This window comes from Allobosea rubneri, assembly GCF_032464875.1.
Taxonomy (GTDB): domain Bacteria; phylum Pseudomonadota; class Alphaproteobacteria; order Rhizobiales; family Beijerinckiaceae; genus Allobosea; species Allobosea rubneri.
In genome coordinates, this window is the sequence record NZ_JAWDID010000006.1 from 62,235 (window position 1) to 83,848 (window position 21,614).

At 68.1% G+C, this 21,614-nt stretch carries 15 protein-coding genes; 10 read left to right on the forward strand and 5 right to left on the reverse strand.

The genetic code is table 11. From position 1 onward, the window contains the following. Positions 1-4: 4 nt before the first annotated feature. Complete coding sequence (locus RKE40_RS06050) at positions 5-3,577, reverse strand: PAS domain-containing hybrid sensor histidine kinase/response regulator (protein ID WP_316017336.1); 3,573 nt, start codon at positions 3,575-3,577, stop codon at positions 5-7. 335 nt (positions 3,578-3,912) lie between these two features. On the opposite strand from RKE40_RS06050, the gene mscL reads away from it, so the two are divergent. The 3 genes from mscL to RKE40_RS06065 all read left to right on the forward strand — a co-directional run bounded on the left by mscL (position 3,913) and on the right by RKE40_RS06065 (position 6,907). Continuing rightward, complete coding sequence (gene mscL, locus RKE40_RS06055) at positions 3,913-4,332, forward strand: large conductance mechanosensitive channel protein MscL (protein WP_291638884.1); 420 nt, start codon at positions 3,913-3,915, stop codon at positions 4,330-4,332. A 208-nt stretch (positions 4,333-4,540) separates the two neighbouring features. After that, positions 4,541-5,731: a pyridoxal phosphate-dependent aminotransferase gene (locus tag RKE40_RS06060; RefSeq protein ID WP_316017337.1), complete on the forward strand. Its 1,191-nt coding sequence runs from the start codon at positions 4,541-4,543 to the stop codon at positions 5,729-5,731. Positions 5,732-5,830: 99 nt separating this feature from the next. Then, complete coding sequence (locus RKE40_RS06065) at positions 5,831-6,907, forward strand: AbrB family transcriptional regulator (protein WP_316017338.1); 1,077 nt, start codon at positions 5,831-5,833, stop codon at positions 6,905-6,907. 171 nt (positions 6,908-7,078) lie between these two features. Here the strand turns inward: RKE40_RS06065 and RKE40_RS06070 are convergent, their stop codons facing one another. From RKE40_RS06070 to RKE40_RS06080, 3 genes are all read right to left on the reverse strand, one after another. Beyond that, positions 7,079-8,005 (reverse strand): SMP-30/gluconolactonase/LRE family protein, encoded by a 927-nt coding sequence (locus RKE40_RS06070; RefSeq protein ID WP_316017339.1) that lies wholly within the window; start codon positions 8,003-8,005, stop codon positions 7,079-7,081. 64 nt (positions 8,006-8,069) lie between these two features. Beyond that, positions 8,070-8,927, reverse strand: a complete 858-nt coding sequence (locus tag RKE40_RS06075) for a hypothetical protein (RefSeq protein ID WP_316017340.1) — start codon at positions 8,925-8,927, stop codon at positions 8,070-8,072. A 309-nt stretch (positions 8,928-9,236) separates the two neighbouring features. Next, a complete protein-coding gene (locus RKE40_RS06080) occupies positions 9,237-10,142 on the reverse strand; it encodes a LysR family transcriptional regulator (RefSeq protein ID WP_316017341.1) in 906 nt (301 codons plus the stop codon). Between the two features lie 223 nt (positions 10,143-10,365). Here RKE40_RS06080 and RKE40_RS06085 point away from each other — a divergent pair, with 223 nt between their 5' ends. From RKE40_RS06085 to RKE40_RS06115, 7 genes are all read left to right on the forward strand, one after another. Continuing rightward, positions 10,366-11,802: an FAD-binding oxidoreductase gene (locus RKE40_RS06085; RefSeq protein ID WP_316017342.1), complete on the forward strand. Its 1,437-nt coding sequence runs from the start codon at positions 10,366-10,368 to the stop codon at positions 11,800-11,802. Further along, positions 11,799-12,986 carry a glycolate oxidase subunit GlcE gene (glcE, locus tag RKE40_RS06090; RefSeq protein WP_316017343.1) on the forward strand — a complete coding sequence of 396 codons (1,188 nt, stop codon included), beginning with the start codon at positions 11,799-11,801 and terminating at the stop codon, positions 12,984-12,986. The genes RKE40_RS06085 and glcE overlap by 4 nt, the downstream gene beginning before the upstream one ends. 123 nt (positions 12,987-13,109) lie before the next feature. Next, positions 13,110-14,480 carry a glycolate oxidase subunit GlcF gene (gene glcF / locus RKE40_RS06095; protein WP_316017418.1) on the forward strand — a complete coding sequence of 457 codons (1,371 nt, stop codon included), beginning with the start codon at positions 13,110-13,112 and terminating at the stop codon, positions 14,478-14,480. Between the two features lie 240 nt (positions 14,481-14,720). Next, positions 14,721-16,313 (forward strand): histidine--tRNA ligase, encoded by a 1,593-nt coding sequence (hisS, locus tag RKE40_RS06100; protein ID WP_316017344.1) that lies wholly within the window; start codon positions 14,721-14,723, stop codon positions 16,311-16,313. Between the two features lie 155 nt (positions 16,314-16,468). Further along, positions 16,469-17,581, forward strand: a complete 1,113-nt coding sequence (locus tag RKE40_RS06105) for an ATP phosphoribosyltransferase regulatory subunit (RefSeq protein ID WP_316017345.1) — start codon at positions 16,469-16,471, stop codon at positions 17,579-17,581. 17 nt (positions 17,582-17,598) lie between these two features. Next, on the forward strand, positions 17,599-18,573 hold the full coding sequence (hisG, locus tag RKE40_RS06110) for an ATP phosphoribosyltransferase (protein WP_316017346.1): 975 nt from the start codon (positions 17,599-17,601) through the stop codon (positions 18,571-18,573). A 293-nt stretch (positions 18,574-18,866) separates the two neighbouring features. Beyond that, positions 18,867-19,340 carry an META domain-containing protein gene (locus RKE40_RS06115; RefSeq protein ID WP_316017347.1) on the forward strand — a complete coding sequence of 158 codons (474 nt, stop codon included), beginning with the start codon at positions 18,867-18,869 and terminating at the stop codon, positions 19,338-19,340. 164 nt (positions 19,341-19,504) lie between these two features. Here the strand turns inward: RKE40_RS06115 and RKE40_RS06120 are convergent, their stop codons facing one another. Beyond that, positions 19,505-21,604, reverse strand: a complete 2,100-nt coding sequence (locus tag RKE40_RS06120) for an ABC transporter ATP-binding protein/permease (protein ID WP_316017348.1) — start codon at positions 21,602-21,604, stop codon at positions 19,505-19,507. Positions 21,605-21,614: the final 10 nt, after the last annotated feature.

The window sequence follows — 21,614 nt, forward strand, 5'->3', positions numbered from 1 at the left end:
GCGACTACTCCGCCGCCAGCCGCGTCGCCCGCCACTGCGCCAGCAGCGCCCGCAAGGCGCCGGGCTTCAGCGGCTTGTTGAGCACGTGCACGTCGAGCGCCGCGGCGGCCTCGCGCATTTCCGGTGAGCGGTCGGCGGTCAGCAGGATCGCCGGGAGGGTCGTGCCGGCACGCTGGCGCAGGCTGGATATCGCCGAGAGGCCGTCGCCATCGTCGAGATGGTAATCGGCGATCACCACATCCGGGGTCAGCCCGGCCGCGACCTGCCCGAGCGCCTCGTTAAGGCCGCCCGCCGTCGCAACGGTGCAGCCCCAGCCGCCGAGCAGAAGGCGCATGCCGTCGAGGATCGAGGGCTCGTTGTCGATCGCCAGGATCTTCAGCCCCGATAGCTGCCCGCTGGAGGGCCGGCGCGCCGGCGCCGGCGCCACGGCCGCCGGCATCTGCGCCGCCGTCGGGACGAGCAGGGAGAAACGCGTGCCGCGCCCTGGCGTCGACGACAGGCTCAGCTTGTGATCCAGCGTGCGCGCAATCCGCTCGACGATGGAGAGGCCGAGCCCGAGGCCGCGCGCCACCTTGGCGCCGGGGTCGAGGCGCAGGAACTCGCGGAAGACGATCTTCTGCTTGCTGGCATGGATGCCGAGGCCGGTGTCGAGAACCTGGATCGCGACATGCTCGCCGCGACGTCGGCAGCCGACCAGCACCTTGCCGCTCGGCGTGTACTTGATCGCGTTCGAGACGAGGTTCTGCAGCAGGCGCCGCAGCAGGCGCCGATCCGAGCGCACGGTCGCCGAGGTCGGCGAGAACACGAGCACCAGCCCCTTTTCCTGCGCGCTCGGCTCGAATTCGCGCTGCAGCTGGCGCATCAGCTCGTCGAGGCGGAAGGTCGAGATCTCCGGCTTGAGTGCGCCGCCGTCGAGCCGCGAGATCTCGAGCAGCGCGGTCAGGATCTCCTCGACCGCGTCGAGCGAGGCGTCGATGTTTTCGGCGAGGTCGGGCCGGTTTGCCGCCCGGTCGCGCTCGACCAGCGCCGAAGCGTAAAGCCGGGCGGCGTTCAGAGGCTGCAAAATATCGTGGCTGGCGGCGGCGAGGAAGCGGGTCTTCGAGGCGTTGGCGTCTTCCGCCTCGGCCTTGGCGCGCTGGAGTTCGGTATTGACGCGCTGGATCTCCTCGGTGCGCTCGGCGACGCGGCGCTCCAGCGTCTCGTTGGTCCGTTCCAGCTCTTCCTCGGCCACGACCGAGTCTGTGATGTCGGTATAGGTGGTGACGAGGCCGCCATCCGGCAGCGGGTTGGAGCGGATTTCGATCACGGTCTTGGACGGGTAGAGCCGCAGCCGGACCGGCTCGCGGTCGTTGACGAGGCTCTCCAGCCGCGCCGCCATCAGCTCGTCCTGCGGGCCGTCGCCATAGGCGCCGCGCGCCGCGTTGTAGCGCACGACCTCATCGAGCCCTGTCCCGAAGCGCACCAGCGAGGGCGGCAGGTCGTAGAGCTGGATGAAGGCCTTGTTCCAGGCGAGCAGCCGCAGATCGCGGTCGAGCACGGTGATGCCCTGGCCGGCATGGTCGAGGCCATTCTGAAGGATGTCGCGATTGTATTGCAGCGCCGCCGAGGCGTCGTCGAGCAGCTTGAAGGCGGCTTCGGTCGAGAGGTTGCGCCGGCGCAGCAGCAGCGAAAGCACGAGGCGCGAGGAGGCCGCGCCGATCGCCGAGGAGAGCAGATGCTCGCCGAAGCGCAGCATGTGGATGTCGGCCTCGCGCGCGCCGTTGAGCTCCTCGCCGCGCGACTGGGCGAACCCCTCGAAGGCGCGCTGGGTGCGTTCCAGCCCGAGATAGCGCCCGATCGTCGATTGCAGCTCGGCGGCGGTGACGCTGGAGCGCCAGAGCGAGAATGACTGCGCCATGGTGGCGCGGTCGGAATCGATGAACGCGTTGGCCTGGAGACGCTCCATCGCGCTCGCCGGCCGCGCCAGCGAGAAGCCGACATAGCAGGCGAGGTTGATGCCGAGGCTCCAGAGCACGCCATGCGGCAGGCTCGGCAGCGAGATGCCGAACAGGGCCTCCGGCCGCAGCGCGGCAATGCCGAGCGGGCCGTGCTGCACGATCTCGCTCCAGAAGCCGCCGGGCTGGGCGAGACTAGGCATCAGCAATGTGTAGAGCCAGGTGAGCAGCCCGGCCCCGAGACCCGTCGCCGCGCCGAGCGCGGTGCCGCGCCGCCAGAGCAGGCCGCCGAAGAAGGCCGGCGCGATCTGCGCGGTCGCGGCGAACGAAAGCAGGCCGATCGAGACCAGCGCCGCTTCGCCGGAGGCGCGGTAATAGGCGTAGCCGAGCAGGATCACCGCGACGATCGCGCCGCGGCGGATATGGACGACCTGCGAGCCGAGGTCGCCGCCGGTCGAGCCGTTCGCGCTTCTTCCGCGCGCCCAGGCCGCCGTGGCGCGGTCGGGGTCCGGCGCGACGCCGCGCCCGCGCAGCAGCAGCGGCATGACGATATGGTTCGAGATCATGATCGCCAGCGCGACCGAGACGACGATCACCATCGCTGTCGCCGCCGAGAGCCCGCCGATGAAGACGAGCAGGGCGACGAGGCTGGCGCGCTCCTGCAATGGCAGCAGGAGCACCGTCATGTCGCGGTCGATGCCCGAGCCGGCCAGCATCACCTCGCCGGCCGCCGCGAGCGGCAGGACGAAGAGATTGATCAGGATGAGGTAGAGCGGAAACATCCAGGCTGCGCGGCGCACGTCCCTGACGTCGCGATTCTCGACGATCGCCATGTGGAACTGCCGCGCCAGCAGGAGCGCGGCGAAGGCCGACAGCACGGTCAGCGTCAGGAAGGTCGGCCAGTTCGAGGTCCGCTGCCAGATCGGCGGCGCATCGCCGGCGGCGCGGGTCGCTTGTGCAAGGAGGTCGGCGCCGCCGTCGAACAGCCCGTAGACGACGAACAGGCCGAGCGCCAGGAAGGCGACGAGCTTGATCAGCGACTCGACCGCGATCGCCAGGACGAGCCCGTCCTGGTGCTCGGTCGCGTCGATATGGCGGGTCCCGAAGGCGCAGGCGAAGCCGGCGAGGACGAGCGCGACCAGGAAGGCGAGGTCGCCCAGCACCGGCAGATCGGCCAGGGGCGCCGGCCCACCGGTAGCGGCAAGAAAGACCGAGAGCGAGTTCGCCACGGCTTTGAGCTGCAACGAGATGTAGGGCAGGGCGCCGATCACGGCGACGATGCAGACCATCGCCGCGACGCGCTCGCTCTTGCCGTAGCGTGCGCCCACAAAGTCGGCGATCGAGGTGATGTTCTGCGATTTCGCGATCGTCACGATGCGCGCGACGAAGCGGTGGCCGAGGCCGATGACGAGGATGGGCCCGACATAGATGCCGAGGAAGTCGAACCCGTTGCGATGTGCGAAGCCGACCGAGCCGTAGAAGGTCCAGGAGGTGCAGTAGACCCCGAGCGCCAGCGCATAGATCGTCGTGCGCGCCCGCCCGCTCATCAGGCGCCGGCCCGAGGTGTCGGCGAGATGGGCGATCGCGAACAGCGCGCAGAGATAGGCGAGCGCCGTCAGCACGACAGACCAGGCCGGAATCATCGGGCCTCCCTCGCAGCCACTATTCTCGGGACCAGCCTATCGCCGCAGGGCGCCGGCCGCCATCAGCCATTAGACCGGCGCGGAGGCCGGTATTCTGTCCGCGGTCGTGGCACCGCCGCTGGCGCACCCGATGGGCGTGCCGCAGTGCTCGTCGTCGCCTGATCTTTGCAAACTGGTTGAACAAGGCGCCGAAAACTGCCTTCGCCGTGGGAATGGCCGAGGAAAACGCCTGAATTGCTGTTTCCTCGGCTGGCGCGGCTGGTCTAGCGTGCGCGCGGGGGCGGCATTGCGCAGCGCGGTGCCGAAAACTGGCCAAGCATTCGGAAAGGCGCTCCATGTTAAATGAATTCAAGGAATTCGCGCTGAAGGGCAATGTCGTCGATCTCGCCATCGGCGTGATCATCGGTGCCGCTTTCGGCAGGATCGTCGAGTCGCTCGTCGGCGACATCATCATGCCGCTGATCGGCGCGATCGGCAGCGTCGACTTCTCCAACTACTTCTTTGGGCTGAACAGCGGCGTCACGTCGCCGGTTCTCGCCGATGCCAAGAAGCAGGGCGCCGTCCTCGCCTATGGCAATTTTCTCACCGTCGCGGTCAACTTTATGATCATCGCCTTCGTGCTGTTCCTCGTCGTCAAGGGCATCAATACCCTCCGGCGCAAGCAGGCGGCCAAGCCGGCCGAGCCGGTGGCGCCGCCGCAGGACATCGCCCTGCTCAGCGAGATCCGCGACCTGCTGAAGCAGAAGCAGGCCTGACGCCGCCATCGTCATTGCGAGCGTAGGCGAAGCAATCCAGGGGCGGCAGCGCTCCTCCCGTCAACCTGGATTGCTTCGTCGCCTTGCTCCTCGCAATGACGGGACCGCGAACCATCACAGCGAGCGATCGGGTCGATCTCGCGATTTCATGCCGCGGCGCCCGGCGATGGGCTAGATTGGGCGGCATGTTTCCCGCGAAGGATCGACCATGAACATGCATGCCCCGGCCGGCACCAGCCTGATTGCCGACCTGCGACCCGAGGCCCGCAGCGCGCCCGAAAGCGGGATCGTCGAGGTCGTCAACCACGGCAGACTGAAGCCCGGCCTGATCCCGCTCTGGGTCGGCGAGGGCGATCTGCCGACTCCGGAATTCATCGTCCGCGCCGCCAACAAGTCGCTGGCCGACGGCGAGACCTTCTACACCTGGCAGCGCGGCATCCCGGAGCTGCGCGAGGCGCTCGCCCGCTACCATACCGCGCTCTATGGCAGGCCCTTCGTAGCCGATCGCTTCTTCGTCACAGGCTCGGGCATGCAGTCGGTCCAGATCGCGGTCCGGATGATCGCCGGTGCCGGCGACGAGATCGTCATCCCGACGCCGGCCTGGCCGAACGTCGCCGCGGCGCTCGGCGTTGCCGGTGCCGCCACCGTCTGCGTCGCGATGGACTTCCATCAGGGCCGCTTCACGCTCGACCTCGGCAAGCTCGAAGCGGCGATTACGCCGCGCACCCGCGCCCTCGTCATCAATTCGCCGGCCAACCCGACCGGCTGGACCGCGACCCGCGACGAACTCGCCGCGATCCTGGCGATCGCCCGCAAGCACGGCATCTGGATCATCGCCGACGAGATCTATGCGCGCTTCGTCTATGACGGCTCGGCCCGCGCCGCTTCCTTCCATGACGTGATGGAGCAGGAGGACCGCATCCTCTTCGTCCAGACCTTCTCGAAGAACTGGGCGATGACCGGCTGGCGCATCGGCTGGATCGAGGCCCCGCCGGCGCTGGGCCAGATCATCGAGAACCTGATCCAGTACTCGACCTCGGGCTCGCCGGTCTTCGTCCAGCGCGCGGCCATCGCGGCGCTCGACGAGGGCGAGCCCTTCGTCGCCGAGCAGATCGCCCGGGCTAAGGAAGGCCGCCGCATCATCGCCGAGGGGCTGAAGGCGACCAACCGCGTCTCGCTGCAGGCGCCGGACGGGGCGTTCTACCAGTTCTTCGCCGTCGACGGCCGCACCGATTCGCGGGCCCTCGCCATCGAGCTGGTGGACACCGCCAATGTCGGCCTGGCGCCGGGCGCCGCCTTCGGGCCGGGCGGCGAGACCGGCCTGCGCCTCTGCTTCGCGCGCAAGGCGTCCGATCTCACCGAGGCCGTCGAACGGCTGCAGAAGGCGCTCTCGGCCTGAGCGCGAATGCATGGCAGATGCGCCATGCGGGCGTTTGACCAAAGCGGCCGTGCCCTTCATTGAAGCCGCCATGCGCCGTGCCGGCGCATGGCCTGAGGCATGCCCGTTCCGAACTTCCTGCCCTATCGCTTGCGCACATTGTCGCGCGAAGCTGCCCTGATCGCCTGCGCCGCGGTCGGCGGCGGGCTTTTCGCCCTGCTCGACATTCCCGCCGCCTGGATTTCAGGCTCGATGCTGCTGGTCTCGATCCTCGGCGTGATCCGGCCGCTGCCGGATCTGCGCAAGCCCTGGTTCGATTCGACCATGGTGATGTCGGGTGCGCTGATCGGCTCTTCCGCGACGCCCGAGGCGCTGGCGGCGACGGCGCGCTATCCCGGCTCGCTCTTCATCCTGATCGTCGCGCTGGCGGCGATCATGCTGGCCACGGGGGCCTATCTGCGCTTCGTCGCGCGCTGGTCCTGGATCGATTCCCTGCTCGCCGCCGCCCCCGGAGCGCTCTCGGCGGTGATCTCGGTGGCGCAGGACAAGGGCGCCAATATCGGCCGGATTGCCGCGATCCAGCTCTTCCGCATCCTCGTGCTGGTCGCCGTGCTGCCCAGCATCATGAAGCTGAGCAGTGGCGGTGGCGGGGCGGTCGGCGCCCCTCCGCCTTTGCCGGTGATCAGCCTTCCCGACATGGTACTGGTGCTTGGCTGTGCCCTCGCGACCGGCCTGATCTTCGACCGGCTGCGCGTCACGGCGCCCTATATCCTCGGCGCGACGCTGGCGAGCGCCGTGCTGCACGGCGCCGGCATCGTCCATGGTACGTTGCCGCCGGAGATCGCCACGGCGGTGATGGTGATGCTCGGCGCCGCCATGGGCGGGCGCGTCTCAAATCTCAAGCGCAACGAGATCGCGGCGCTCTTCCCGCTGGCGATCGGCGGCTTCGTGGTCTCGATGCTCGTCGCCTTCGCCTTCGCCTGGCCGGCGGCGTGGCTCGCCGGCGTGCCCTATGCCAGCGCCATGGCTGCCTTCGCGCCGGGCGGGCTCGAGGCGATGGCGATGCTCGCCTTCGCCATGGGGCTCGATCCGCTCTATGTCGGCGCGCACCATCTCGCGCGCTTCATGCTGCTCGGGCTTTCGATGCCTTTCGTCGTCGGCTGGATCAGGCCCGAGAAGCCGCCGCCGGAGAACTGAGCGTCAGCCGGCGCCACTCGCGAGCAGCAGTTCCCACAGCCCTCATCCTGAGGAGCAGCCGCAGGCTGCGTCTCGAAGGATGCTCGGGAGGCTCCGAGAGCGCTGGACCATCCTTCGAGACGCGGGCTTCACCCGCTCCTCAGAATGAGGGCTGCGGGAGAGCGGCCGGCGTTACGCGGCGCCGTTGGTGTGGGTCATCAGCGAATAGAGCGAGGTCGTGCCGCAGATGAACAGCCGGTTCCGCTTCGGCCCGCCGAAGCAGAGATTGGCGACGATCTCGGGCACCAGAACCTTGCCGATCAGCGTGCCGTCCTGGTGGAAGACGTGGATGCCGTCGGCGGCGCTGGTCCAGAGCCGGCCGGTCACGTCGAAGCGGAAGCCGTCGAACAGGCCGGCCGTGCTCTTGGCGAAGACGGAGGAGGCTCCGAGTGTCGTGCCGTCTCCGGTCACCGCGAATTTGCGGATATGGCGCGGCCCGTTCTCCGGGTCGTGGCTGGCGCCGGTGTCGGCGATGTAGAGTTCGCTCTCGTCGGGCGAGAAGGCGAGGCCGTTCGGCTTGACGAAATCGTCGGCGACGATGGTCAGCGCGCCGGAATGCGGGTCGATGCGGTAGACATTGCAGCGCCCGATCTCGCTCTCGGCCTTGTCGCCCTCATAGTCGCTGAGGATGCCGTAATCGGGGTCGGTGAACCAGATCGAGCCGTCCGATTTGACCACGACGTCGTTGGGCGAGTTCAGCCGCTTGCCCTCGAAATGGCTGGCGAGGACGGTGATCGAGCCGTCATGCTCGGTGCGCGTCACCTGCCGCCCGCCATGCTCGCAGGTGACGAGCCGGCCCTGCCGGTCGACGGTGTTGCCGTTCGAATTGCGGGCGGGCTGGCGGAAGATGCCGACATGGCCGGAGAGCGCGTCATAGCGCATCATCCGGTCGTTCGGGATGTCTGACCAGACCACCGTGTTGTGCGCCGGGAACCAGGCCGGCCCCTCCGTCCAGCGTGCGCCCGTCCAGAGCCGCTCCATCCGGGCCGAGGCGGGTACGATCCGGTTGAAGCGCAGGTCGTAGACCTCGACGCTGAAGCCTTCGATGAAGCCGAACATGTCTTGTCTCCGGTAGGCAATACGAGTGATCAGGCGGTTCCGCCCGGGCGGGCCGTCGCGGTACTCATCGGCGCCTGCCGCAGGCGGCGAGGAATTTGGGGATGGCAGCGCCGGCGCCGCGGATGTCGACGGGCTGACTGCCGCCGGGCGTCCTGATCACGAAGCGGCTCTGGCGCGCGATCTCCGACAGCACGTCCCGCAGCGGCTCCAGCTCGATGGTAGCCTCGATCTGCATCGCCGAATCCATATCGTTATAGATGGCCTTGCCGGTGACCGTGACGACGTGCTCGCCGGCGGTGATCCTGAAGGTCTGCCGCGAGCCGCGCCGATACCTGCCCTGCGGATCGTCGGCCAGGATCGTCGTGCGGCCAGAGCCTTGCGCGCAGTCCAGCATCAGCGTCGTGAAATGATTGCCATCGGCGATGCCGAGCTTGGCCTTACGGCCATAGGTGGAGAAGTCCCAAACACCTTCGTCGTCGCCGGCCGGTTTCGACGAGGCTTGCCGTTGAGGTGCCGGCTGCGGTGCCGGTGGTGGCGGGGCTTGCTGTTGCGGCGCTGCGGAGGCCGCTGCCGGCCCGTCCGGCGCCCGCAGCACGCTGTCGTCGCCATCCTCCAACTTCACGGCGTTGTCGCCGGCCACCGGGACGGCGCGCCGGCCATCGGGCGCCGACGCGGGAGCGGCAGCCGGGGCTGCTCTCGGCACTGGCGCGTCGTCGAGCAGCGTCGCCGACGCGAGGTCGATCATCCTGCCGCCCGCTCCACACGCGACGGAGGTGATCTTGAGGCGCGCGCCCTTGCGGAGCAGGTCGTTGAGTGCCGCCTGAACACGCGCGAAGGCCGCGCGGTCCCTGATTTCATAGGCCGCTGGAAGGTTGATGTAGCCGTCGCCGTAAGGGGGCTCGTTGAAGGTGAAGCCGCGCATCTCGCCCTTCTCGAATTTGCGGTCGACGACCCGGCCCGTCGCGCTCCCGCGGACGCAGCCATCCGAGGTCGGCAGGCCGACGATCGCAACGGTTCGCCCGGTCTGGTCCCTGTCGATCCTGATCTGGGCGTCCGCCGATGTTGTCGTTGCTGCGAGCAGTAGAAATCCCAGGGCGGCGGTGGCGAGGCGCTGGAAAACAAGATCAGTCATCGACGGATATCCGACGCGGCAGGAGAAGAGGACCGGCGGTTCTAAGGCCGATCTGCGCGCTGATCATGCAGGGCGCCTTCGGTCCGGCGCAAGCGGCTTCTACAGTTCCAGCCCTTCATCCCAATACGGCGTCGCGCCGTAGAGTTCCGCGAGGAAATCCACGAAGGCCCTGACCTTCTGCTCCATATGGCGGCGACTCGGATAGACCGCGTAGACCGCGACCCGCTTGCCGACCGAATAGGTCGGCAGCACCCGCGTCAGCGAGCCCGACTTCAGCTCCGGCCCGACATCCCAGGTCGAGCGCAGGGCGATGCCAACGCCGGCGAGCAGCGCCTCGCGCACGACTTCGCTGGAATTGGTGCGCAGCTGCCCGGTGACGCGCACCGTGACCGGCCCCTCCGGCCCGTCGAGCCGCCATTGATCGGCGTTGTGGGCGATGAGGGTGTGCTTTTGCAGCTCCTCGATCGTTGCCGGGCTGCCATGGACGGCAAGATAGGTCGGCGTCGCACAGAGGATTCTGTGGTTAGGCGCCAGCCGCTTCGCCACCAGGCTGGAATCCTCGAGATCGGCGATCCGCACCGCGACGTCGAAGCCTTCACCGATGATGTCGACGAAGGCGTCGGTCAGGATCAGGTCGACATTGACCATGGGATTGGCGTCGAGAAAGGGCTTGAGATGCGGGGCGATGTGCAGCCGGCCGAACGAGGTCGGCGCCGAGACGCGCAACGTGCCGCGCGCCTGGCCGACGCCGCTCGCCACCCAGGCCTCCGCCTCCTCGATCGAGCCGAGGATCGCGACGACCCGCTCGTAGAAGCCCTGGCCGGCCTCGGTCAGCGAGAGCTGCCGCGTGGTTCGCTGCAGCAGACGCACGCCGAGGCGCTCTTCCAACCGGCGGATCCGCTTCGAGATCACGGCCGGCGAGAGGTTCAGCTCGCGCCCGGCCGCCGACATGCTCTTGGCGGTGACGACGCGGGCGAAAACGTCGAGGTCGCCGAACCGATCCACGCAGCCTCCATTTTTTCCGTTTCGGAAATAATCATGCACGTTACTCTCGCTGCAACAACCCGAGAATTGTTCTAGTGTTGTCAGGTTGGCTCAGCCCTCATCCTGAGGAGCGCTCCGGCGGAGCGCGTCTCGAAGGATGTTCCAGAGTGCGCTGGAGCATCCTTCGAGACGCCGCTTTGCGGTTCCTCAGGATGAGGGCTGGGTGGACGAAGGAGAAACGACCATGAGCGCCATCGCATTTCCGGAGCCCCGGGCCGAGATTCTCGCCCGCCGCGAGCAGATTCTCGCGGGGCTCGCCCGGCTCGTCGCGCCCGAGGCCCTGATCGCCAGCGAGGATGAGCGCCGGCCCTACGAGACCGACGCGCTGACCGCCTATCGCCGCATGCCGCTCGCCGTCGTGCTGCCCTCGACCACCCAGGAGGTCGCCGCCGTGCTGCGCTATTGCGGCGAGCAGGGCGTGCCGGTCGTGCCGCGCGGCGCCGGCACCTCGCTCGCCGGCGGCGCCATCCCGCAGGAGGATGCGGTGGTCATCGGCGTCTCGAAGATGAACCGCATCCTCGAGATCGACTACGCCAACCGCGTCGCCAAGGTGCAGGCCGGCGTCACCAATCTCGCCGTCACAGGCGCGGTCTCGGCCGACGGCTTCTTCTATGCGCCCGACCCGTCCTCGCAGCTCGCCTGCTCGATCGGCGGCAATATCGGTATGAATTCCGGCGGGGCGCATTGCCTGAAATACGGCGTCACCACCAACAATGTGCTCGGCGTCACCTTGGTGATGCTCGACGGCAGCATCGTCGAGATCGGCGGCGCCCATCTCGATGCGCCGGGGCTCGACCTGCTCGGCCTGATCATCGGCTCCGAGGGCCAGCTCGGCATCGTCACCGAGGCGACGGTGCGCATCCTGCGCTCGGCCGAGGGCGCCCGCCCGGTGCTGTTCGGCTTCCCGAGCAGCGAGGAGGCGGGCGCGGCGGTTGCCGCTATCATCGGCGCCGGCATCATCCCGGTCGCGATGGAATTCATGGACAAGCCGGCGATCGAGATCTGCGAGGCCTTCGCCAAGGCCGGCTATCCGATGGATGTCGAGGCGCTGCTGATCATCGAGGTCGAGGGCTCGGATGCCGAGATGGACGCCCAGCTCGCCCGCATCGTCGCCATCGCCCGCGAGCACGGCGTCAAGACGGTGAAGGAGAGCAAGTCGGCGATGGAGACGGCGGCGATCTGGAAGGGCCGCAAATCAGCCTTCGGCGCCACCGGGCGGATCGCCGACTATATCTGCATGGACGGTACAATCCCGACCGGGCAGCTGCCCTTCGTGCTGCGCCGCATGGACGAGATCATCAAGGGCTACGGCCTGCGCGTCGCCAATGTCTTCCATGCCGGCGACGGCAATCTCCACCCGCTGATCCTCTACAACTGCAACGACCCGGTCGAGGCGCAGAAGGCCGAGGATGCGGGCAACGACATCCTCAAGCTCTGCGTCGAGGTCGGCGGCTGCCTGACCGGCGAGCATGGCGTCGGCATCGAGAAGCGCGACCTGATGACCGTCCAGTTCAACGAGGCAGACCTGCATCAGCAGCAGCGGGTGAGGGCGGTGTTCGACCCGCGCTGGCTGCTCAACCCGGCGAAGGTTTTCCCGCTCGAAGGTCGGATCGCTGCGTGATGCTGCACACTCCCACCACCGATGCACAGGCCTGCGCCGTCGTCGCCTCTATCATCGAGGCGCGCATCCCGCTCGCCATCCGCGGCGGCGGCACGCGTTCCGGCCTGGGACGGCCGGACAACGCCGTCAGCACGCTCTCCAGCGCCGGCCTCACCGGCATCACCCTCTATGAGCCCGCCGAGATGGTGATCGGAGCCCGGGCCGGAACGCCGCTGAAGCTGATCGAGCAGACGCTGGCAAGCCGAGGCCAGATGCTGCCCTTCGAGCCGATGGACCATCGCGCTTTGCTGGGCAGCGAGGGAGAGCCGACGATCGGCGCCATCGCGTCTGGCAACATCTCCGGCCCGCGCCGCATCAATGCCGGCGCTGCCCGCGACTCCCTGATCGGCATCAAGCTGATCAATGGCCGCGGCGAGCTGGTGAAGTCGGGCGGGCGGGTGATGAAGAACGTCACCGGGCTCGATCTGGTGAAGCTCGTCGCCGGCAGCTTCGGCACGCTCGGCTTCCTGACCGAGGTGACCTTCCGCGTCCTGCCGCGGCCGGAGCGCGTCGTCACCCTGATCTGGGAGGGCCTCTCCGACGAGGTGGCGGTGGCGCTGCTCTCGGCCGCGCTCGGCTCGCCCTTCGAGCCCATGGCCGCGGCGCATCTGCCGGCCGGGATCGGCGGCGAGGATGCTCGCACCGTGCTCAGGCTGGAGAATTTCTCCGCCTCGATCAGCTATCGCGCCGCCGAGCTCGCGCGTCTGCTCAAGGCCCATGGCCGGCCCGAACTGATCGAGGGCCGCACCTCGGACAAGCTCTGGCGCGAGGTCCGCGATGCGGCCTTCTTCGCCGGCAGCGACGAGGCGGTCTGGCGGCTGTCGCTGGCGCCGACCAATGGCCCGAAGGCGACCGCCGCGATCGCGCGTGCCATCCCGCAGGCACGCTGGTTCTACGATTGGGGCGGTGGTCTGGTCTGGCTCGCCGTCCCCGCGCATGGCGATGCCGGTGCCGCCACGATCCGCGCTGCGACGAAGCCGCTGGGCGGCCACGCCACGCTGGTGCGGGCGCCCGATGCGGTGCGCGCTGTCGTGCCGGTCTTCGAACCGCTTGCCGAACCGCTGATGCGGGTGACGGCGGGTATCAAGAAGAGCTTCGACCCGGAGGGCGTGTTCGAGCCCGGCCGGATGTATGCGGGGATTTGACCGTCGTTTCCGTCATGCTCGGCCTTGTGCCGAGCATCCACGTCTTGCGGCGCGGATCGAAGGAAAGACGTGGATGGTCGGGACAGGCCCGACCATGACGTACAGGGCGACACGGACGAGATCATGCAGACCAATTTCACCCCTGAGCATCTCGCCTCCGATCCGCGCCTGCCGGCTTCGGAGAAGATTCTGCGCACCTGCGTGCATTGCGGCTTCTGTACAGCGACCTGCCCGACCTATCTCTTGCTCGGCGACGAGCTCGATTCGCCGCGCGGGCGCATCTACCAGATCAAGGACATGCTCGAGAACGAGCGGCCGGCGACGGCGGAGGTCGTCAAGCATATCGACCGCTGCCTCTCCTGCCTGTCCTGCATGACGACCTGTCCCTCGGGCGTGCACTATATGCACCTCGTCGACCATGCCCGTGCCCATATCGAGGAAACCTATGAGCGCCCCTGGCATGACCGGGCGCTCAGGCGCCTGCTGGCGGCGGTCCTGCCCTATCCCGGCCGTTTTCGCCTCGCCATGCTGGCGGCCAGGCTCGGCAAGCCCTTCGCCGGAGCACTCGGCGCTCTGCCGCATCTAGGCGCCTCGCTGAAGGCGATGCTGGCGCTGGCGCCCTGGAGCCTGCCGAACCGCTCGGCGATGGAGGGGCCGCAGAATTTCCCGGCCAGCGGTGAGCGAAAGCGGCGCGTCGCCATCCTCTCCGGCTGCGCCCAGCCGGTGCTCGACCCTGGCATCAACGAGGCGACGATCCGTCTGCTGACCCGCCATGGCGTCGAGGTGGTGCTGCCCAAGGGCGAGGGCTGCTGCGGCGCGCTCGTCCATCATATGGGCCGCGAGCATGACGCGCTCGCCTTTGCCCGCGCCAATATCGACGCCTGGATGGCCGAGATCGAGGGCGAGGGGCTCGATGCCATCCTGATCACGGCCTCGGGCTGCGGCACGACGATCAAGGATTACGGCTTCATGTTCCGCAACGAGCCCGCCTATGCCGAGAAGGCGGCGAAGGTTTCGGCGTTGGCGAAGGACGTCACCGAATTCGTCGAGACGCTGGAGATCGCGCCGGTGCGCGGCTTCGATCTCACCGTCGCCTATCACTCCGCCTGCTCGATGCAGCACGGCCAGCAGCTCAAGGACGGGCCGAAGCGCCTGCTGTCGCGCGCCGGCTTCAGGGTGAAGGAAGTGCCGGAGGGCCACATCTGCTGCGGCTCGGCAGGCGTCTACAACATCCTCCAGCCGGAGATCGCCGGGCAACTGCGCGAGCGCAAGATCGGCAATATCGGCCGCACCCGGCCCGACCTCGTCGCCACCGGAAACATCGGCTGCATGACGCAGCTAGCCAAGGGCTTTGCCGATAACGGCGCGACGACGCCGGTGGTCCACACCGCCGAACTGCTCGACTGGGCGACGGGCGGGCCGGTCCCGGCGAAGCTGGCGGCGGCGGGGATCGGGGAGGCTCCCGCGGCGGAGGCTCTGGTCGCGGCGGAATGAGTTCGCCGTCTCCCCGTCATTCCGGGGCCTGCCGCAGGCAGGAGCCCGGAACCCACGACCGGGTGAGACGCTTCGAACCAGGATTGACGAAAGGCTGCCCAGTCGTGGGTTCCGGGTTCGCTGCTGCGCAGCGCCCCGGAATGGCAGCCCTCACGTGATGGCCGCGAAGGCTTGCCCCCTGCGTCCTCACGGTCTAACCCACGGGCGGATTTTCCCGTTCCGAGAAGTGACGCAAGACCGATGTCGAAGACCGACAAGCTGAAAGCCCGCCAGCCGCGCGGTTTCGTCGACCGTGGCCCGGCCGATGTCGCCGCCACCGAGCGCATGCTGTCCGTCATCCGCGAGAGCTTTTCGCTCTATGGCTTCGACCCGGTCGAGACGCCCTTCGTCGAATACACCGATGCGCTGGGAAAATTCCTGCCGGACCAGGACCGGCCGAACGAGGGCGTCTTTTCCTTCCAGGACGATGACGAGCAATGGCTCTCGCTGCGCTATGATCTGACGGCGCCGCTCGCCCGCTATGTCGCCGAGAATTTTGACGCGCTGCCGAAGCCGTATCGCAGCTATCGCGCCGGCTATGTCTTCCGCAACGAGAAGCCGGGGCCGGGGCGCTTCCGCCAGTTCATGCAGTTCGACGCCGATATCGTCGGCTCCGGCACGGTCGCGGCCGATGCCGAGATCTGCATGCTCGCCGCCGACACGATGGAGCGGCTCGGCATCAAGCGCGGCGACTATGTCGTCAAGGTCAACAACCGCAAGGTGCTCGACGGGGTGATGGATGCCGCCGGCATCGACCAGGCCGCGCGCCTCGCGGTGCTGCGCGCCATCGACAAGGCCGACAAGTTCCCGCTGGCCGAAGTCGGCAAGCTGCTCGGCGAGGGCCGCAAGGACGAGAGTGGCGACTTCACCAAAGGCGCGGGGCTGACGAGCGTCCAAGCCGACACGATCCTGCGCTATCTCGAGCTGGGCCAGAAGCTCGCCGAGCTCGGCAAGTCGACCGCCGCCGACGGTGCCCGGGCAGCCGAGCTTTCGGCCGAGGCCGTGGCCGAACTGGGCAAGCTCGTCGAGAGCGCCGAGAATGGCCGCTCCGGCATTGAGGAGCTCGAGCAGATCCGCAAACTCGTGACGGCGGCCGGCTATCTCGGCCGCATCATCATCGATCCTTCGGTCGTGCGCGGCCTCGAATACTATACCGGCCCGGTCTACGAGGTGGAGCTGACCTTCCCGGTGACCAATGAGGACGGGCAGGTCGTGCGCTTCGGTTCGGTCGCGGGCGGCGGGCGCTATGACGGTCTCGTCGGTCGCTTCCGGCCCGAGCCCGTGCCGGCGACCGGCTTCTCGATCGGCGTCTCCCGGCTTTACTCGGCGCTGAAGGCGGTGAAGTCGCCGATCGTCGACCAGAAGGCCGAGCTGCCGCTCGTCGTCGTCACCGCGATGGACAACAAGTCGCCGGAGTTCATGCCGGGCTATCAGGCGATGGTGTCGCAGCTCCGGCAGGCGAAGGACGAAGACGGCAAGCCGCTGTTGCGTGCCGATCTCTATCTCGGCTCGTCCGGCTTCAACGCCCAGATGAAATATGCCGACCGGCGCGGCGCCGTCTGCGCGGTGATCCAGGGCTCCTCCGAGCGCGATGCCGGCACGGTGGTGATCAAGGACCTGATCCTCGGCGCCGAGCTCGCCGCCGCCGGCCGCGAGGTCAAGGATTCCGCCGAGCACAAGGCCAGGCAGGCGGAAGCGCAGTTTTCCCTGCCGGCGGCCGAGCTGGTCGAAGGGGTGAAAAAGGTGCTCCTCCGTCATGCCCGGGCTTGTCCCGATCATCCACGTCTTCCTTGATCGAGGACGGTGTCCAAGACGTGGATGCTCGCCACAAGGGCGAGCATGACGGTGACGGGTAGCGGGCGAAGGGATTCCCGCTAACCCAATTCCCTAAAAACCGTCGAAAATCAGAGCGGCTCCTGCTAGGACGGCGCCGCAACAGGACCAATGCCGTGACCGCGACCCGTGCCAGCATCGACACCGTGATCGCGCTGTTCGAGCGCGAGGGCTATGCCCGCGCCGAACCCGCGATCCTGCAGCCTGCCGAGCCCTTCCTCGACCTCTCCGGCGAGGATATCCGCCGCCGCATCTTCCTGACGCAGGATCTCGACGGTCGCGAATGGTGCCTGCGGCCGGAATACACGATCCCGGTCGCGCTTGCCCATATCGCCGCCCGTTCCACCGAGCCGGCCTCCTACGCCTATGCCGGCCCGGTCTTCCGGATGCGCGCCAACGAGCCCGGCGAGTTCGCCCAGGCCGGCATCGAATCCTTCGGCCGCGAGGATGTCGCCGCCGCCGATGCCGAGATCTTGGCGCTCGCCGTTGAAGCCGTCGCGGCGCTTGGGCTTTCCCAGCCGCGCCTGCTGATGGGCGATGTCGCCCTGCTCGCCGCCCTGCTCGACGGGCTCGGCGTGCCGCAGGCCGCTCGCCGCCGCCTGATGCGTGCGGTCGCGCAAGGCAAGGGCGCCGACGCGGTCTCCGCGCTCGATGCGCCGGCTGCCGCGACCGAGGCGACCCATGCCGGCCTGCTCAAGGCGCTGGAAGGGCAGGACCCCAAGGCCGCCCGTGCCTTCGTCGAGGACGTGCTTTCGATCGCCGGCATCTCGACGGTCGGCGGCCGCTCGGCGGGTGACATTGCCGAGCGCTTCCTGGCGCGTGCCGCCGAGCGCGACAATCCGGTCAGCGACGAGGCGAGGGCGCTGCTCGGCCGGGCGCTGGCGATCAGCGGCGATCCAGACAGCGCCTCGGCAGCCTGGCGCAAGCTGGCTGGCGAAGCCGGGCTCGATCTCGCCGCGGCGCTCGACGTCTTTGACGAACGCACCGGCTTCCTGGCCGCCCGCGGCGTCGAGGTCGGCAATATCGGCTTCTCCGCCGCCTTTGCCCGCAATCTCGACTACTACACCGGCTTCATCTTCGAACTGCATGATCCCGCCAAGCCTGAGCTGAAGCCGATCGCCGGTGGCGGCCGCTATGACGGCGTGCTGCAGCGCCTCGGCGCACCTGGCCCGGTTGCTGCGGTCGGCGCCTCGGTCTGGCTCGACCGGTTGGCGGGGGCGACGAAATGAGCGGCGCGGAGAACACCATGAACGACGCTCCGCTTGTCCTGGCCGTGCCGTCCAAGGGCCGGCTGCAGGAGAACGCCACCGCCTTCTTCGGCCGGGCAGGGCTCTCCTTCGTCCAGGCGCGCGGTTCGCGCGAATATCGCGCCGCCATCGCCGGGCTGGAAGGGGCCGAGGTCGCGTTCCTCTCGGCTTCCGAGATCGTGGCGCAGCTCGCCTCGGGCGCCGTCCATCTCGGCATCACCGGCGAGGACCTCGTTCGTGAGCAGGTTTCCGACGCCGATGCGGCGATCGAACTCTTGACCCCGCTCGGCTTCGGCAACGCCAATGTCGTCGTCGCGGTGCCGCAGGCCTGGATCGACGTCCGCACCATGGCCGATCTCGACGATGTCGCCGCGACCATGCGCGCCCGCACCGGCAACAAGCTTCGCGTCGCCACCAAATACGTCAACCTGACGCGGCGCTTCTTCGCCAGCCACGGCCTCGCCGATTACCGCATCGTCGAGAGCCTCGGCGCGACCGAGGGCGCGCCGGCCGCCGGCACGGCCGAGATCGTCGTCGACATCACGACCACCGGCTCGACGCTGGTCGCCAACGCGCTGAAGGTCCTCGACGACGGCGTCATGCTGGCCTCGGAGGCCAATCTCGTCGCCTCGGTCCGGGCGCCCTGGGGCGAGCGGGCGCGCAACGCCGCTGCCGCCATTCTCGGCCGTATCGCCGCCGAAGAGGAGGCGCGCTCGCTGCGCGAGGTCCGCGCCGTGCTGCATGCGGTTTCGCCGCAGCGTCTCGCCGAGATCGCGCAGCGCCTTGGCGCCCGCCTGCCTTTCGGCGCCGGGGGCGAGGACGGCGTCGTGACCCTGCATTGCCCGAAGAAGGCGGTGTTCCCGCTGGTCGAGGAACTGACCCGGGCCGGCGCCGACGACATCACCGTGCGCGCGCTCGACTATGTCTTCCGCCGCACCAACCCGCTGATCGAGCGGCTCCAGGCGCGGATCTGACAGGCGAAAGAGGCCGCCCCCACCGGGAGGCGGCCTCCGTCCGCGCGGCCTTTGGGGGGGAACGGACGCGCGCCTGCGCCGGAATCCCGACGCATTCTCGGGTTACGCGCCTTTGACCAGGCCGGATGCGGAGGCGTCGCCGATTTGCCGCGGATGAGCTTTTTGCTGCGGTTGATTGCGCCGTGAGGGTGATCGAGACTTGCGTTTCGCCTCCCTCTCGGTGCAGTGGTGACAATTGGAATTAACCTTTGCCCGTCGCGCTATTTCCAATCCGGGGTCTGGACCAGTTGAGCATGCAGTCGCGCCTCGGCCTTGCGGCCGCCATCGCCTTTTCCCTGTTGCCGGCCCTCGCGGGTGACGTCTTGGCGCAGGGTCGCCAGCGGCCTTCGCAGATTCCGCAGGAAGGACAGGCGGCGCCACCGCCCAAGCAGGAAAAGAACTTCCCGCTCGATGCGTCCTGGACGGCGATCCAGTTCAACGGCAAGCCGATCAATGACCGGCGCATCACGCTGAAGGTCGACTCCAATCTGCGCGGCACCGGCTTTGCGGGCTGCAACACCTATTCGGCCTCGGCCTATCCCCTGCGTCAGCAGGGCTTTGCCGTCGGGCCCGTCGCTGTGACCAAGCGCGCCTGCGACAAGGCGGTGATGGATTTCGAGCGCACCTTCCTGCTGGCGCTGCGCGGCTCCAGACAGTGGGATCTGGTCGAGGGGCGGCTGGTGCTCAAGACCGCCTCCGGCGAGATCCGCTTCGACCGCGGTATCTGACGAAGCCCGTCATTCCGGGTTCGGCTTTTCGGCCTGCCTTCGAACGACGCTTCCGTTCCGCCTGAGATCAGCAGTTTCCAGATCGCCGTGCCTCTTCCCGGAGGCACGGCGATTTCTTGTCGAAGTATCGGGTTCTGCCGAAAGAGGGCCCGCCGGTCAGGGCGTTACGCCGCCGGCTCCATCGCCCTGACGCGCGGGCTGTGGGTCCCGTCGGGGTTCCGCTCCATCGCGATCAGCTCCTCATGCATCTCGCGCAGCGTCGAGCGATGGCCGATCGAGACCACGCTGGTCTGCGGCAGCTCGCGCCGGATCATCGCGTAGATCTCGCCCTCGAGCTTCTCGTCGAGCGAGGCGGTGGCCTCGTCGAGGAAGAGCCAGTCCGGCTTGGCGAGCAGAGCGCGGGCCACGGCGAGGCGCTGCTGCTCACCGCCCGAGAGGCGCTGGCCCCACAGATCGACCTCGTCGAGCCGTTCGGCGAGATGGCCGAGCTTCACCTTGTCCATGGCGGCGCGGAGTTCGGCATCGGGGAAGGCGTCGGGCTCGGCCGGGTAGGCGATGGCGGCGCGGAGCGTTCCCTGCGGCAGATAGGGCCGCTGCGGCAGGAGCAGCATACGCGTGTCGGCCGGCGTTTCGACCTGGCCCTTGCCGAACGGCCAGATGCCTGAGAGAGCGCGGAACAGCGTCGACTTGCCCGAGCCCGAGGGGCCGATCACCAGCGTCGCGCGCCCGGCCGGCAGGGTCAGCTCAGGCACGGTCACGATCGGCGTGCCATTCGGCAGGTTCAGAGTGAGGTCCTTGACCTTGGCATCAGGGCCAGGCTGCTCGTCCATCTCGATATTGGCGCCAGGAGCCCCGGCCGCCTGCGCCTCGGCCTGCGCGATCGCGGTCTCGAAGGTGGTGAGGCGGTTGATCGAGGCGAGATAGGAAGCGATCGACTGGTAGCTGTTGATGAAGAAGGACATCGCCGTCTCGACCCGGCCGAAGGCCGACGAGACCTGGGTCAGCACGCCGAAGGCGATGGCACCGGCGAAGTAGTAGGGCGCCAGCAGCAGGAAGGGGATGACGACGTTGGCCTGGTTGTAGGACAGGGTGAAGGTCGTCAGCTTCAGCCGGCGCCAGAGCAGGTTGTAGAAGTTGGTGACGATGCCGCCGAAGGTCTCGCCGAGATGGCGCCGCTCGGCGGTCTCGCCGCGCATCAGCGCGATCTGCTCGGAGTATTCGCGCAGGCGGGCGAGCGAGAAGCGGAAGTTCGCCTCGCGCCGCTCCTGCTCGAATTCGAGCCCGATCAGCGGCTTGCCGATCAGATGGGTGATCCAGGTCGCGATCGCTGCATAGATCAGCGTCGCCCAGAAGATGAAGCCGGGGATGACGATATCGGTGCCGGGCACCGTGATCGCGACCGGGATCGACCACAGGATGATCGAGAACGAGACGAGGGTCGAGACCTGCGTGATCAGCGTCAGTGAGAAGGCGTAGGTCTGGTTGAGGAAGGAGCGCGTGTCCTCCGAGATGCGCTGGTCCGGGTTGTCGGCGGTGCCGGCAAGCGAGATCCGGTAATGATTGCTGTTCTGCAGCCAACGCTTGTTGTATTCGGCGGCCATCCATTCGCGCCAGCGGATCAGCAGCACCGAATTGGCTACGGTCTCGATCAGCACGCTGATCACCGAGATCGCGGCCCAGACGCCGAAGACGTTGATGAGCTGGTCCCAGAAGACCGGCGCGTTCTTCTCCTGCAGGGCGTTGTAGAAGTCGCGATAGAAGAAGTTGATGCGCAGCGAGATGCCGACCTGCGCCTGGTTGAGCACGATCAGGAAGACGACGGCGGCCACCGCGAAGTGGCCGAGCTTCATCGGATAGCGGCCGAGCGGCCCGAGATTCATGCTGCTCGGGTCCTGCGCCAGGAAATAGGGCGAGGCGAGGTCGGCGATGCGCCGCACCACCGGCACGAACGAGATCACATAGATCAGGATGCCGAAGACGGCGACGGTGGTGCCGAGACTGGTCGGCGGGGCGGCGGCCGCCCAGGCCTGGGGCCACCAGCCGACCTGGGAGAGCACGGCGCCGAGCCCGAAGATCACGTATTCGGTGCCGAAGATCCCCGAGAAGATCTTGAGGAAATAGCTGATCCCGGCCGAGCGCCAGGTCGCGACGGTCAGCAGCACGCCGACCACGCCCATTCCGAGCATGCCGGTACTGCCGCTTTGCTGCCCGACGACGAGCGCGATCAGGGCCAGCGCGGCGACAGCGAAACTCAACAGGCGCATGAAACGGTCC